The 14,193-nt window shown below is 65.8% G+C and carries 13 protein-coding genes; 3 read left to right on the forward strand and 10 right to left on the reverse strand.

All coding sequences use genetic code 11. The features are described from left to right. Positions 1–55: 55 nt before the first annotated feature. From N687_RS0107365 to N687_RS0107410, 10 genes are all read right to left on the reverse strand, one after another. The gene (locus N687_RS0107365) at positions 56–775 is read right to left on the reverse strand and encodes an ABC transporter ATP-binding protein (protein ID WP_029421242.1); all 720 of its coding nucleotides are present in this window, start codon (positions 773–775) and stop codon (positions 56–58) included. Further along, positions 768–2,579, reverse strand: a complete 1,812-nt coding sequence (locus tag N687_RS0107370) for an ABC transporter permease subunit (protein ID WP_029421243.1) — start codon at positions 2,577–2,579, stop codon at positions 768–770. The genes N687_RS0107365 and N687_RS0107370 overlap by 8 nt, the downstream gene beginning before the upstream one ends. 36 nt (positions 2,580–2,615) lie before the next feature. Continuing rightward, complete coding sequence (locus N687_RS0107375) at positions 2,616–3,494, reverse strand: branched-chain amino acid ABC transporter permease (RefSeq protein ID WP_029421244.1); 879 nt, start codon at positions 3,492–3,494, stop codon at positions 2,616–2,618. 100 nt (positions 3,495–3,594) lie between these two features. After that, entirely contained in the window at positions 3,595–4,809 is a 1,215-nt protein-coding gene (locus N687_RS0107380; protein WP_197029230.1) for an ABC transporter substrate-binding protein, read from the reverse strand. A gap of 430 nt (positions 4,810–5,239) precedes the next feature. Beyond that, positions 5,240–6,247 carry a zinc-dependent alcohol dehydrogenase gene (locus tag N687_RS0107390; RefSeq protein WP_029421247.1) on the reverse strand — a complete coding sequence of 336 codons (1,008 nt, stop codon included), beginning with the start codon at positions 6,245–6,247 and terminating at the stop codon, positions 5,240–5,242. A 12-nt stretch (positions 6,248–6,259) separates the two neighbouring features. Beyond that, positions 6,260–7,147, reverse strand: coding sequence for a fumarylacetoacetate hydrolase family protein (locus N687_RS0107395; protein WP_029421248.1), 888 nt, complete (start codon positions 7,145–7,147; stop codon positions 6,260–6,262). Next, positions 7,144–7,950, reverse strand: coding sequence for a hypothetical protein (locus tag N687_RS25275; protein ID WP_331280130.1), 807 nt, complete (start codon positions 7,948–7,950; stop codon positions 7,144–7,146). Before N687_RS25275 ends, N687_RS0107395 begins: the two co-directional genes overlap by 4 nt. Further along, positions 7,947–8,453 (reverse strand): lactate racemase domain-containing protein, encoded by a 507-nt coding sequence (locus N687_RS25280; protein ID WP_331280157.1) that lies wholly within the window; start codon positions 8,451–8,453, stop codon positions 7,947–7,949. Before N687_RS25280 ends, N687_RS25275 begins: the two co-directional genes overlap by 4 nt. A gap of 24 nt (positions 8,454–8,477) precedes the next feature. Continuing rightward, the gene (locus N687_RS0107405; protein ID WP_029421249.1) at positions 8,478–9,251 is read right to left on the reverse strand and encodes an SDR family NAD(P)-dependent oxidoreductase; all 774 of its coding nucleotides are present in this window, start codon (positions 9,249–9,251) and stop codon (positions 8,478–8,480) included. 64 nt (positions 9,252–9,315) lie between these two features. Further along, a complete protein-coding gene (locus tag N687_RS0107410) occupies positions 9,316–11,262 on the reverse strand; it encodes a sigma-54-dependent Fis family transcriptional regulator (protein WP_051663032.1) in 1,947 nt (648 codons plus the stop codon). 155 nt (positions 11,263–11,417) lie between these two features. Here N687_RS0107410 and N687_RS0107415 point away from each other — a divergent pair, with 155 nt between their 5' ends. From N687_RS0107415 to N687_RS22035, 3 genes are all read left to right on the forward strand, one after another. Continuing rightward, complete coding sequence (locus N687_RS0107415) at positions 11,418–12,575, forward strand: UxaA family hydrolase (RefSeq protein WP_029421251.1); 1,158 nt, start codon at positions 11,418–11,420, stop codon at positions 12,573–12,575. A 61-nt stretch (positions 12,576–12,636) separates the two neighbouring features. After that, entirely contained in the window at positions 12,637–12,984 is a 348-nt protein-coding gene (locus tag N687_RS0107420) for a UxaA family hydrolase (RefSeq protein WP_035462098.1), read from the forward strand. Further along, positions 12,981–13,916 carry a UxaA family hydrolase gene (locus tag N687_RS22035; protein ID WP_029421253.1) on the forward strand — a complete coding sequence of 312 codons (936 nt, stop codon included), beginning with the start codon at positions 12,981–12,983 and terminating at the stop codon, positions 13,914–13,916. The genes N687_RS0107420 and N687_RS22035 overlap by 4 nt, the downstream gene beginning before the upstream one ends. Positions 13,917–14,193 lie beyond the last annotated feature (277 nt).

The raw sequence follows: 14,193 nt of genomic DNA on the forward strand, positions 1-14,193 counted from the left end.
TCTTGGGCCGCGGCCGCTCCTGTGGTCTTCCGGCGCGCGCCCGCGCCGGATCCCGTCATCCCCGCCCGTGGGCGGTCAACAGCGTCGTGCGCACCGCGTCGTCCGCGAGCAGGTTCGCCGCGGTATCCGTCCGAACCACCCGGCCGGTCTCCAGCAGGTATGCGCGATGCGCAATGCGCAGGCTCATGCTGGCGTTTTGCTCCACCAGCAGCACCGTCACCCCCTGTTCGTTGATCTCGCGGATGGTCTGAAAGACCTGCTTGACGATGACCGGCGCCAGACCGAGCGAGGGCTCGTCGAGCATGAGGATCTTCGGGTTGGCCATCAGCCCGCGCCCGATGGCCAGCATCTGCTGCTGGCCGCCACTGAGCGACCAGCCGAGCTGGTTCATCAGCCGCTTGAGGTCCGGGAAGATGGCCAGCACGCGCTCGATGCCCTGCTCCACCTCCGCTTTGGACACCTTGCGATTGGAGGTCCCCATGATGAGGTTTTCCTTCACCGTCAGGCCGGGAAAGATGCGCCGGCCTTCGGGGACGTGCACAATGCCCTTGCGCACGATGATCTCCGGCGGCAGCCGGTCAATCCGCTCGCCCAGATACTCGATGGTGCCCTTCGTCGGGTGCAGGAGCCCGGAGATGGTCTTGAGCGTCGTCGACTTGCCCGCCCCGTTGACCCCGAGCAGCGCGACGATCTCCCCTTCATTCACTTCCAGGGAAATATCGTGCAGCCCCACGACCTCGCCGTAGCGGGATTCGATGTGATTGACCTTAAGCATAGTCATACTCGGCATCATCCCCCAGGTATGCCTTGATCACCGCCGGGTTGCGCAGCACCTCGTCCACCGAGCCCTCCGCGATCTTCGACCCGAAATCCATCACGTACGCTTGCGTCGCGACCTGGGACACGAACGACATGTCGTGCTCGATAAGCAGGATGGTGAACCCAAGTTCGTGCAGCCGGTAGACGAGATGCGAGAGTTCTTTCGTCTCCTCCGTGTTCATTCCGGCCGCCGGCTCGTCGAGCAACAACAGCTGCGGCTGGCAGACCATCGCCCGCGCGATCTCGACTATGCGCTGCTGGCCGTAAGGCAGATTCTTCGCCTTCTCATGGATGCGCGTAAACCCGAGCAGACGCAGCGTCTCCTCGGCGCGCTCGCGCGCGATGCGTTCCTCCAGATACCCGCGCGGTGTCGACAACAACGTACCCGTCAGACCGACCGTGCCTTTGGGATAATAGCCGACGATCACGTTCTCCAGCGCGGTCAGCTCCGGGAACAACCGGATGTTCTGAAACGTGCGCGCGATGCCGAGGCGGTTGATCACGTGCGGTTTCAGCCCCGAGATGTTGCGGCCGTCGAACCACACCTCCCCAGAGGTCGGTTCGTAGATGCCGCTGAGCACGTTGAGGACCGTCGTCTTGCCCGATCCATTCGGTCCGATGAGGACGGCGACGTCGCCCTTGCGGACCGTGAAACTGACGCCGTTGACGGCTTTGATACCGCCGAAGTGCTTGTGCAGGTCCTTCACTTCGAGCAAGACCTGCTCACTCGGTTGAGGACGCTTGACCGGCCCGGCTCGCTGCACGAGTGTCTCGACGACAGCAGCCGTCTCGACTGGCTTTTCCTTCTTCATCAGCCGCAGGGTGGCGCGCACACCGCGTTGCACCAGGCCCCACAGGCCTTCCGGCAAAAAAAGCACGACGACGATGACCAGCAGCCCGTACACCGCGATGTAGTAGTCCTTCAGGAAGCGCAGCCACTCAGGCAGGAACGTCAGCAGCCCGGCGCCGAGGATGGTGCCGATGATAGACTCCTGGCCGCCGACCAGCGTCATCGAAAAGAACAACACCGACTGGTCAAAGATGTAGATGTTCGGGCTGATGTACAGCGCCCCCGCCGCGTACAGCACGCCCGCCAACCCGCCGAGGGCGGCGCTCATAGAGAAGGCCAGCACCTTCGCCCAGAAGAGGTTGATGCCGGCGCTTGAGGCGGCGATCTCGTCCTCGCGCAAAGCCAGGAGGGCGTTGCCGAGGCGCGAGTGGCGCAGTCGGTACACCACGTACACCGCGAGGCACAGGAAGACCAGCATCAGCCAGTAGTAGTTGCGGTCATCGACGAACGACAGCGGGCCGATGGTCGGCCGGGGAATGTTGGAGATGCCATCGGCGCCGCCGGTGACGGTTCCCCAGTTGTTCAGCACGAGCGAGATGATCACTTGGAATCCGATGGTCACCAGGGCCAAGTAGTGCGTCGTCAGGCGCAGGGAGATGGCGCCCAAAAACAGACCGAACAAGGTCGGCACGATGACGCCGAGCAATGCAGAGGGCCAGAACGGCCAATGGTGCTTGACGGTCAAGATGGCCAGGGTGTACGAACCGAGGCCGTAAAACGCCGCCTGGGCCAGAGATACCTGGCCAGAGTACCCGAGCACCACCGTCAAGCCGAGGCAGGCGATGGCGTAGGAGACGGACAGAATGGTCAGGGTCAGATAGTACGTCCCGAGCCGCCCGCCGGGCAGCAGAAACGGAACGATGGCCAGCAGCAGGACCACGGGGATGAACTTCAGGATCTGTTTTGCCATGCGCGTCCTCCCTCCCGTTTGAATTTCCACCCAGATTCAGACCTTCTGCGACACCTTTTCGCCGAACAGACCGTACGGGCGGAAGATGAGGAACAGGACGAGCACGATGAACGCGAACGCGTCCCGATACGCACCGGAGATGTAGGTTCCGCCGAACGTTTCGATGATCCCGATGGCCAGGCCGCCGATGATGGCGCCTTTGACACTGCTGAAGCCGCCGACGATGGAGGCGGCGAACGCCTTGAGCCCGATGAGCGATCCCATGGTGGTCGTGACCATGTACACCGGGGCCACCAGGATACCCGCCAATCCGCCGAGGGCGGTGCTGAGCGCGAACGTCAACGCGTTCATGCGCGCCGTGTTGATGCCCATCAGCCTGGCCGTGGTCGGATCCTGCGCGGTGGCCTGCATCTGTTTGCCGAGCTTGGTCCGCTCAAAAAACCAGTTGAGCAGCGCCACCATCACCGCCGTCACGGCGATGATCAGCAGATACTGCGGGTACACGTGCACGCCACCGAGATCGACCGTCTGCTGCTTGAACACGCTTGGCAATTGCAGCGGCACCGGCCCATACAGGATGAGAAACAGGTGCTGGAGAAAGATCGACCCGCCCACGGTGGCGATCATCACCGAAAGGAAGTTGCGCGGCCGGTTTTTCACCGGTTGATACACGCCGAGTTGGAACAGATACCCTGCCACGCCGGCCAGGATGACGCTGATGACAAAGCCCAGTGCGTACGGCAAGTGCGCGCTCACCACCAGGCTGACCATGAAGAACGCCGCCACCATGGAGAAGTCGCCTTGCGCGAAGTTGACCACGTTGACCGCTGTGTACACGAGCACAAAACCGAGGGCCACCAGGGCGTAGATGCTGCCGACCGCGAGGCCGGTGACGAGCAATTGGATGACTTGCAAGCGTCATTCCCTCCTTCGGTGAGCTTTCGCGGGCGGTGCGCCGGAGGGGGGCGTCTTGCCGCCCCCTCTCTTCCGGCACAGGCCTTATGCCGGCGGGCCGTCACTGTTTGCTGAAGTCGACGTACTTGATGGTGTGCACCTGCTGATTGTCAATTTTGACCACCGTGTAGCCGTGCAGGCCGTCGCCGTTCTGGTCAAAGCTGTAGGTGCCCTCGACGCCCGGCCGGTTTTGGACCTGCAACAGGCCCTGGCGGATGGCGTTGGGATCGGTGCCATTTTTCGCGATGACGTCCTTGAGCACCATGATGGCGTCATAGACCCAGCCGGCGAACAGATCTGGAGTCTCATGGTATTTGGCCTCGTAGTCCTTCGTGAACTGCTTGGCCACGTCGTTGGCGTCCGTCACGAAGTCAGAGACCCCGTAGGTGCCGTTGACCGCCTCCCCCGCCAGCTTGATGCATACGTCAGTGGCGATGGACGGGGAGCCCACGACGTTCATCTTCAGACCGAGCTGGCGGAACTGGCGCAGCATCTGGGCCTCGTCTTCGGCGTTGGTCATGTAGGTCATCAGAGTGTCGGCGCCGGAAGACTTGATCTTTTCAAGATAGGAGGTGTAGTCCTTCGTCGCCGTGGTGTAGCCTTCGTCGGCCACCACCGGGATGTTGTCCTTGGCGAATGCCTGCTTCAACAGGTCGTTGCCGCCCGATCCGAACGCGTCGGTGTCGTAGAGGATGGCGACCTTCTTCGCGTGCAAATCTTGCACCGCGAACTGCTCCATCGCAGCCGAGGCGTAGTTGTCATTGGGCCGGAAGCGGAACACCCACGGGTTGCCCATGTGCGTCAGTTTGGGGTTGGTGCCACCGATCATGTTCGGGATCTTCTGCTGCGCCACGTACGGCAGCGTGGCTTGGACAATGGTGCTGCGCACCGAGTTGATGATCGCGACCACATTCGGATCAGAGGCCAGTTTTTGAAAAGCCGCAACGCCTCCCTGGTTGCTGCCCTGGTTGTCCTCAATCTTCAGCACAACCTGTTTGCCGTTGATACCGCCCGCCGCATTGATCTGTTCGACAGCCAGTTCCGCCCCTTGCTTGCCGTGCAGGCCGGACAGGGCCGCCGGACCGGTAATTTCCTCCGACAAACCAATGACAATTTGACCTCCGGACCCGTTCCCGCCACCGCCGGACGCCGCGTTGCCGCCGCCTCCGCTGTTGCCGGTGCCGCCACTACCGGCGCCGCCGCTGCCACACGCCGTCACCCCCGCGATCATCACCATCGCGGCCAGCCCTGTACTCCACTTCCGCCACTTACTCATCACAACGTCCCCCTTTTCTTGCGTGTCCAAGTTTGGTCTCTCCCGCCGCAGGGCACCTCGCCCGCTGCCAGACCTGTCCTCTGCCCGCAGACTTTGGTGCCAATGTTCCCCCGTCGCGCAACGTTGTCAAGAATCTGTTAATTTCCAGTATTAGAAAACGTTTTCTTGCCGCGGCACACCGTTGGCGCGGGCGTTCTGCCGTCGCGGTGGGATCAGGTTGGCCAGAAATCGCATGACCCGCGCGGCGGTGTCACCTCGTGGTGTAAGCAAGTCGTGTGCCAAGCCCGCTCGCGGCCCCAACCGCCACGCCGGGGCCGCCTCCGGGTTGAAATTGTTGCAATTTTTCACGGGCCATCTGCCCGGTGATTCAATTTGCAACACGAGGTTGCACCACGGTGCCGAGTTGGCCCCCCGCTCCATCGCGGCGTCCTTAAGGTGCGAGGACCAACTTTGGATAGCGAGCCGGACCGTCAATCTGTTCGTCGAACGCCGCCTGAATGGAGGCCATCGGCCGCACATCGAGCCACGCCTCATCGGGCCGAACCGCGCCGGTGTCCACCAGCCGGTGCGCCAAGCGGAAGTCGTCCTCCGTGTAGCAGAAGCACCCGGCGACCTCCAGCTCCTTGCGCACCACCACGTTGCCCTGTACGCGCGTGTCGTCCTCGTGCAGGCCGATCCAAGCCATGCGCCCACCGCTGCGCAGCACGTCCACGCACCCCTGGCGGGTGGGCGTCAAGCCAACCGCGTCGATGGCCCGGTCCGCCCCGGCCCCAGTCAGGTTGCGCACCACCTGTACCACGTCCTCGCGGCGGGGATTGGCCGTGTGCGTCGCACCGAACGCGGCCCCCAAGGCCAAGCGGTCGTCGTTCGTGTCGACCAGCACCAGCGACGCGGCCCCCCGCAGCTTCGCCGCGAGCAGCGAGAACAAACCGATGATCCCGGCACCGTACACGACGACGCTGTCCCCCAGCGACACCTGCGCCTGCGCCGCGGCGCGCAGCCCGCAGGCGAGTGGCTCCACCAACGCGCCCGCGAGCGCATCCTGCACCTTGTGGCAGCGATCCGCGGGGACCGCCACGTACTCGGCGAAGGAACCGGGCCGGTGGATGCCGACGATGGCCTTCCCCGGGCAGTACTGCGGCATCCCGCGCAGACAGTCCGGGCACCGGCCGCACGCCACCAGCGGATTGACGGCCACCACGTCGCCGACAGAAAGCCCTTCCACCCCGTCTCCGAGGGCCGCGACCTCACCGGTGAACTCGTGCCCCATCACCAGCGGCGGCTTGCGCAGGCTGTTCTCCCCGAGATACCCGGACAGCTCCGATCCGCAGATACCGCTGTAGAGCACCCGCAGCAGCACCTCGCCAGGCCCCGGTTCCGGGCGCGCCATCTCCCAAGTCTCAAACCGCCGCGGCCCCGTCCACACATACGCCCGCACGCCATCGCCCCCTCAGCCGACGAGTACGGTCCGCAGTTCGCCCAGGCCCTCCACCGATGCCACCATCTCGTCGCCCGCCTTCAGCCATACCCGCTTGTCCTCCGGATACCCGAGGATCACGCCCTCCGGCGTGCCGGTGAAGATGAGGTCGCCCGGCTTGAGGGTCATGTAGCGAGACGCGTAGTGGATGAGCTCCGCGCAGTCGAAGATCATGTCAGCCGTGTTGGACGACTGGCGCACCTCCCCGTTCAGGCGCAGCTCCAGGCGCAGCGCGTTCGGATTCGGGACCTCGTCCGCCGTCACCAGATACGGTCCCACCGGCGCGAACCCATCCAACGTCTTGCCGAGCAGCCACTGGCCGGTGCGGAACTGGAGATCCCGCGCCGACAGATCATTGCCCGTGGCATACCCGAACACGTACGACAGCGCGTCCTCCTTCGCAACGTCCTTCGCTTCGCGGCCCATCACGATGACCAGTTCGACCTCGTAGTCGATCTGCTCGGCCGCGGGCAACTTTACCGCCTGGTTGTGGCCCGCCAGGGTGTTGTTGAACTTGCTGAACAGCACCGGGTAGGTCGGGATGGGCATGTTCGACTCGATGGCGTGCTTGCGGTAATTGGTGCCGACGCACAGGATCTTCTCCGGCTGCGTCACGCACGGGCCGAAGACCACCTCCGCCTCCGGCGTGAACAGCCCTTCCGCTTGGCCCTCCGCCAGCGCCCGCTGCGCGAGTTCCGCCACCGCCTTCTTGCCGGCTTCTCCCGCCGCGATCACGGCGTCCACCGTCGACGGCGCCTCCACGCCATACTTCGCGGCCGCCGCGGCTACGTCCAACACCCCTCGGTCCGTCTTCACCCCGAGGGCGTACCCCGTGGACTTGCGCATGGTCAACAGTTTCATCCGTGATGTCCTCCTTTTTCCTCGGCGCCCCAAGCAGCCGCCGTATCGAGTGCCCCCGTCTCATCGAAGATCCAGGGCTCCGGCTCCGACAGCACGTCCACGTCGTCCCGCTGGCGCAGCTCCGGCAAGAGGGACGCCGACACCCGGATGACATCCATCCGCAGCGTCGTGCGGATGTGCACCAAGCGCACGTCCTCCTCGCGCAGGACGTTGGCCGTCTTGATGGCCGCCTGGATGGCCAGTCGGTCGTTGTCGAGCACCATCGGCAGCTTGACCGGCTCAATCACCGTCGACGTCAGGGCGTTCGGGTACGTCTTCAAAAAGTCGATCGCCTCGAAGACCTGGCGCGTCGTCGTATCCGCCACGCCGAGGCCGTTGGCGTTGCCGTGCGTGCGCTCCGTCAGGCGGCGCACGCAGATGCGCGTCACGCGCGGTCCCCCGGTGGCGTATGGGGTCGCATAGCGGCCGGTGATGTTCGGGTCCATCCCGTCGCCCGAGATGTCCTTGCCGATCTCGTCGACCACCAGGACGTCGATGTCGTCGACCAGAATGCGTGGCATCAGCGACTTGGCCTTGAGCAACAGCGGCGGCTCATCCGGCAGGATGCGATCCGCCGGCAGCACGTGAATCTCCGCCACCTGGTCGTACGCGTTTTCAATCACCGCCACGCCGCACAGGATCTTGCCCGTCGCCAGCGCCACCTCGGCCACCTGCACAATGTGCTCCGCCATGTGGCCGAATCCCAACTTGTGGCACGATTCGGCGCCCTTTTGCTTGCCGAGGCCGATGGCGATCATCTTCACGATCCCGCTCTCGTACGGCCCCGGAAGGCGGTGTGCGGCTTGACCCGGTTGATGACGACAATGCCGTCGGCCCCGTGCGCCAGTTTGTCCATGTACACCGGCAGGCCATTAGGCAGCGATCCCAGCTGTACGACCTCCATCGACGAGCGGATCGGCGCTCCGACGAATTCTTCCGTCACGCCGAGGCTCTCCAGGACCTCGCGCTGCCCCTCCGGTGTCGCCCCGCCGTGGCTGCCCATGCCCGGCACGACGAACGGCCGGTAACCGCGCGCCTTCAGATGCGCCACCACCGCTCGCGCCACCCGGTGGATGTCTGCGATCCCGCGGCTGCCGACGACGACTGCCACCTCACCGCCCGGTGCCGGCCACCGGATCTGTCCGTCCGCACCGGCGAACCCGTCCTCCACCGCCTGCCCGATGTCCCCCACGCGAGGGTCCGGGAAGCGCTGGCGGATGCGCGCCATCGGCGGCAGCGGCACTCCGGCCAACAGTTCATGCACCACGTTCAATTCAGACACCTCCCGCGCTCAACTGAACTTGCCCGCCGTCACGCCGCCGTCCACCACCAACCCGGCGCCCATGACGTAGCGCGATTCGTCCGACGCCAGGTACACCGCCGCCATCGCCACGTCCTCCGGCCGTCCCAGTTCGCCGCCCAGTTGACGGCTCTTGAGCTGCTCGATGGCGGCCTGCGGATCGTCATAGGAGCGGCGCAGGTAGTCCTCGACGAACGGGGTGTAGATGGTCCCCGGCAGCAGGGCGTTGACCCGGATGTTGTACGGCGCGTAGTCCACCTGCATCGACTTGGTCAGCGCCAGCACCGCTCCCTTGGTCGCCGCGTACGCCGCCCGGCGCATCAGGCCCATTTCGGCGATGCACGACGACATATTGATGATCACACCCGACTTCTGCGCCATCATCACCGGGACCACCGCCTTCGAGACGAGGTACACCCCCGTCACGTTGACCGCCATCACCCGGTCCCACAGCGCCCGGTCCACCTCGTGCAGCTGCCCCACCGCGCTGATGCCCGCGTTGTTGAACAATACGTCGATCCGCTGGTGGCGCGCCAGCACATCGTCCTTCCAGGCCGCCACGCTCGCCTCGTCGGTCACATCCATCCGCCGCGCGACCGCCCGGCCGCCCGACGCCTGGATGTCCGCTGCCACCGCCTCGGCGGATGCGATGTCCACATCGCCGATCTCCACGAGCGCCCCCTCCGCCGCGAAGGCGCGCGCCGTGGCCTCGCCGATGCCCTTGCCGCCGCCGGTGATCAGACACACCTTGTCCTGCAACCTCACACCCGGGCCTCCTCTCGCGGGCGGGCGAAACCCGCCCCTGGGTGATCCGTCCATCCCAAAGCTCCTATGCAAGATTCGTGCCATGTCCAGCGGATCCCGCGTCCGCCTGCCACTGCTTCAACTTGCGCCACAACGTCGTCCGGCTGATGCCGAGCGCTTGCGCCGCACGCGTGAGATCGCCGCCCGTGTGGTGCAGCATCCGCTCCACCGCCCAGCGTTCCACATCGTCCAAGGTCGCATCCACCGGCGGCGCCTCCCCGGCTCCCGGCGCGGCTGACGCCTCCCCCGACGCCGTGTCCGGGAGCGCTTTGTGCTCCAGCCAGTCGAGGATCTCCGCCATCCCGATGCGACCGCTGCTCGCCGTGGCCACCAGGTAGTCGCACATGTTCTGCAGCTCGCGCACGTTGCCCGGCCAATGGTACTCTTGGAGGATGGGGTAGATGGCGGGATCGATCCGCGGGCGCGCCCCGACCCCCTTGCGCTTGTACCACAGCTGATGCAGCAGCCGCTCCGTCAACTCCGGAATGTCCTCGCGCCGCTCGCGCAGCGGCACGGTGTGCAGGCGCAGCACATCGATGCGGAAAAACAAGTCCTTGCGGAACCTGCCCTCCTGCACAAACTGCCACAGCGGTTGGTTGGTCGCGGCGATCACCCGCACGTCCACCGGGATCACGCGTTCGCCGCCGATGCGCATCACCTGGCGCTCCTGCAGCACGCGCAGCAGGCGCTGCTGCACGTGCAGCGGCGTCTCGCCGATCTCGTCGAGGAAGATGGTCCCCCCGTGGGCCAGCTCGAACAGCCCCGGTTTTCCGCCCCGACGCGCCCCGGTGAACGCGCCGTCCTCGTACCCGAACAGTTCGCTCTCCAATAACTGGTCCGGCAGGGCGGCGCAGTTGACCGCGACGAACGGACCGCGGGCGCGCGGGCTGGCATTGTGGATGGACTGGGCCAGGACCTCCTTGCCGGTGCCTGTCTCGCCGACGATAAGCACCGACGAGTCCGTCTGCGCGAAGTGGATGGCGCGCGCCACCACCGCCCGCATCGCGCGCGACGGTCCGTACAGGTCGTCGAAGGTGTAGTGCGCCACGTGGCCGCCCATCGCCCGCTTCTGGCGCACCTGCCGCTCGGCCGACTCGATCTCCTCGACGCGGCTGAGGACGACCACCACGCGCCCTTCCTCGCCGAGGCAGTGCCGCTCCGCAAAGCACAGTTGACCGCCGACGCGGATGACGTCAGAGCGATGTCCCTCCGGCGCGGCGTCGACGAAATCGCACAGCGAAGCCGGCAGGCACTGGCGGGCGGGCAGCCCTGCGCAGGTGTCGCGGCCGATCCAGGCGAGCAGGGTCCGGTTGGCGAACGCCACCGTCCCGCCGTCCAGGACGAGCAGCCCCTGATTCGCGCGATCGATCGCGGTGCGCAGCGTGGTCTGCACACGCCGCTCCGCCATCCGGGCCGCGACGATGCGCTTGGCCTCCTGGATGGCCGACCAAATGGCCGTCTTGCCGGATTCAATCAGGACGCACGGGACGCCGAGATTCGCCCCCTGCATGACGACGCTCGTATCTCCCACCAAGCAGTCGACGCCCTCGTCCTGCACGGCCGCCTCCAACCGCCTTCGGCTCTCCTCATCCTCGCCGGTGATCTCAATCGGCACCACCGGCACGCGCAGGATGGGGCGCAGTTCCGCCAAGCCGTCGATCACGTTGTTAAACCCGGCCACCCCGATGCGCTTGCCCCGCTCCGCGGCGCGCGTCAGGGCGCGCAACACGTCGTAAGCCGTGACCGCGATCTCCACCACCGGAACGCCGGCCTGCTCGGCCAACCGCAGGCACGTGCCGCCGCGGCTGATGAGCACCGCCGCGCCTTCTGCGACCGCGCGTCGGCCCAGCCGCACGCCTTCCTCCATCCGGCCGAGCAGGATCTCCACCCGTTCGCCGTATGCGCGGCACACCTCTTCAGCGTCCCGGGCCAGATTCTCATACGGTGCGATCAGCACGATTTTCATCGGCATCCTCCGGCCTCCTCCCAACCAAAATTGTAACATGTGCGTTTCAATTCGTAACGAGAAAGATTTCGGAGGCGAAAGAGTCCGAAGGATAGACCTGGCACGTGAATTGCTAAGAGAAACGAATGAGAAATGGGACCCCACAGACGGGAGGCGATCGCGTGGAAATCCAAGCCTATGTCCGGGCAGACGGACGCGTGGGCGTCCGAAACCATGTACTCATTCTGCCTGTGTCATACGAAGTCAATCAGATTGCGGATCGGATCGTCCGGCAGGTGCCGGAGGCGGTGACGTTCCGCAACCAGCACGGCATCGACCAGACCGGTGCCGATCTGGAGCAGACCCTGCGGGTGTACGAAGGGTTCGCCACGCACCCGAACGTGTCCGGCGTGGTCATCCTGGGCTGGGGGCACGAGCCGTACGATCTCCCGTCCTTGGCCGCCCGGGCCGAGGCCGCGGGCAAACAGGTGGAGCTGGTCACCATCGAGCAGGTCGGCGGCATGCGCCGGGCTATCGAGCGCGGCGTCCTCGCGGCCCAGCGCTTCGTCGCCGAGCGCGGGAAGGCGCAGCGCCAGCCCGTGCCTTTGTCCAGTATCATCCTCGGCACAGAGTGCGGCGGCTCCGACGCCTGCTCGGGCATCTCCGGCAATCCGGCCCTCGGAGTGGTCAGCGACCTTTTGGTGGGCGAAGGCGGCACCTCCATTCTCTCCGAGACCACGGAGCTCATCGGCGCCGAGCATCTGCTCGCCGAACGCGCGGTCAGCCCGGAGGTCGCCGAACGGATCCTCTTCATCGTGCGGCGCATTGAGGAGAACGCCATGAAGATGGGCGTTGACATCCGCGGCGCACAGCCAGCCCCCGGCAACATCGAGGGCGGCATCACGACGATTGAGGAGAAGAGCCTCGGGTGCATCCACAAGGCGGGGACAGCGCCCATCCGCGAGGTGGTTGAGTATGCCGAGCGGCCGAGCGAGAAGGGGCTGGTCATCATGGACACCCCGGGCCACGACATCGAGCAGCTGACCGGCATGGTGGCGGGCGGCGCGCAAATCGTCATCTTCACCACCGGCCGCGGGACGCCGACGGGCTGCCCCATCGCGCCGGTCATCAAGGTGGCGACCAACACCTTCACGTACCAGCGCATGAAGGACAACATCGACTTCAACGCCGGCACCGTGATCGACGGGCAAGAGACGGTGGAGCAGGCCGGACGCCGCTTGTTCCAACTGATGCTGGAAGTTTTGAACGGCGCCCAGACGAAGGCCGAGATCCTCGGCCACCGCGAGTTCGGCATCTATCGCATCGGGCAGAGTCTCTGATCTTGCGCCGCACCCGCGCGGCTTGTGCCGGCTCGGCCGGCGAGGACTGGAGGTGTTATTCATGAGCGAATCCCATCTGGGCGGAGGACGCCGCCAATGGGTGGTCATGCATCCCAACGACGATGTCGCGGTGGCCTTGACGCCGCTTGCCCCCGGGACCGAGGTGGCGGCGGAGGACGGATCGTTCTCCGTCGTCATCCGGCAGCCCATCCCGTTTGGCCACAAGTTCGCCATCCGGCGGGTGGCCAAAGGAGCGCCCGTGCACAAGTACGGCCAGGTCATCGGCGGCGCGACCGCCGACATCGAGCCGGGTGAACACGTGCACGTGCACAACGTCGACAGCCTGCGCGCCCGCGGTGACCTGTTGGCCGCGGCGCAACGCGGACAGGGAAAGGAGGAGGCGCAATGAACACCCTCACCGCCTATCGGCGCGCGGACGGCCAGGTCGGGGTGCGCAATCACCTGTTCACGCTGCCCGCGGTGGTCTGCGCAAACCAGGTCGCCATCGACGTGGCGCGCCGGTTGCCCCGGTTGAAGTACATCGAGCATCAGCACGGCTGCGCCCAGATCGGCGCAGACCTGCTGCAGACGCGGCGGGTGTTCTCCCGTCTCGCCCTGCATCCCAATGTGTATGCCAGCATGTTCGTCAGCCTCGGTTGCGAGGCGGTCGTCGCCAAGAAACTGTTTGAGGACACCCGGAAGAACGCCCAAAAACCGCTGGAGTTGGTCGTCATCCAGGACGCCGGAGGCACCCTGGCGGCGGAACAGCAGGTCGAAGCCTGGCTGCAGCAGCGGATCCAGGAGGCCGACGCCTTGGCGCGGGAACCGGTGGCCTGGAGCGACATCACCGTCGGCGTCATGGGCGATGGAGACCTCGCCGGGCGCGGCCCTGTCCTGACGTCCATCCTGCAGGCCCTGTCGGATCTCGGGGCGCGCCTGGTCGTCCCCGTCCGGCATGCGAACGCGCTCCGCCGCGTCGCCGGCGATGCCCCGCACACCGCCTGGGGCGACGGCAGCGATGCGCAGGCATGGGTGATGGAGGAAGGCTCCAACGCCCTCGAGACGGCCACCGGGCTGACCGCCGCCGGCGCCCATCTGATTGTGCACCTGGCGGACCAACCGCACGGTTTCGGCACCCCGCTGGCGCCCGTGGTACGCTGGTCCGTGAACGAACAGGTGTACAACCGCTTCTACGACGACTTCGACGGCCAGCTGGTCGACGAGCTGGACGTGCCGCGGCTGATGGAGCAGCTCTCCCGGGTCATCAGCGGTCAGGAGACGGCCGCTGAGCAGATGGGGATGGACGACTTCGCGCTCTACCGCATCGGACCTACGGTTTGAGTTCGACGGTTTGATGTTGGGAGTAGAGGTGTCGCTCCGCGGCTAACGCTGGCGAAAGCAGCCAGCCATCGTCTCACGCACCCCGTGGAAGCGGGGACGTGTCGCGGAGCGGCTCGCTTTAGCGCAGGAGCGGAGCGACGCGTCCCCGCTTGCGAACCTTGCGTCACTCGCAAAATCGGTGCATGCTGAATTTGGACATGCCCTCCGCCCCGCCGACCGCGGGGCGGAGGGCATGAAGGCGGCCGAAGATACACGGGCCGGAATCAGGCCGCCGCGT

Origin of the sequence: Alicyclobacillus macrosporangiidus CPP55 (assembly GCF_000702485.1) — a bacterium.
GTDB lineage: Bacteria > Bacillota > Bacilli > Alicyclobacillales > Alicyclobacillaceae > Alicyclobacillus_H > Alicyclobacillus_H macrosporangiidus_B.

What these genes read in the sequence shown, in the direction of transcription:
- N687_RS0107365 (WP_029421242.1), bottom strand. Translation starts at nt 775, where the DNA reads ATGCTTAAGGTCAATCACATCGAATCCCGCTACGGCGAGGTCGTGGGG.
- N687_RS0107370 (WP_029421243.1), bottom strand. Translation starts at nt 2,579, where the DNA reads ATGGCAAAACAGATCCTGAAGTTCATCCCCGTGGTCCTGCTGCTGGCC.
- N687_RS0107380 (WP_197029230.1), bottom strand. Translation starts at nt 4,809, where the DNA reads ATGAGTAAGTGGCGGAAGTGGAGTACAGGGCTGGCCGCGATGGTGATG.
- N687_RS0107395 (WP_029421248.1), bottom strand. Translation starts at nt 7,147, where the DNA reads ATGAAACTGTTGACCATGCGCAAGTCCACGGGGTACGCCCTCGGGGTG.
- N687_RS0107410 (WP_051663032.1), bottom strand. Translation starts at nt 11,262, where the DNA reads ATGCCGATGAAAATCGTGCTGATCGCACCGTATGAGAATCTGGCCCGG.
- N687_RS0107420 (WP_035462098.1), top strand. Translation starts at nt 12,637, where the DNA reads ATGAGCGAATCCCATCTGGGCGGAGGACGCCGCCAATGGGTGGTCATG.
- N687_RS22035 (WP_029421253.1), top strand. Translation starts at nt 12,981, where the DNA reads ATGAACACCCTCACCGCCTATCGGCGCGCGGACGGCCAGGTCGGGGTG.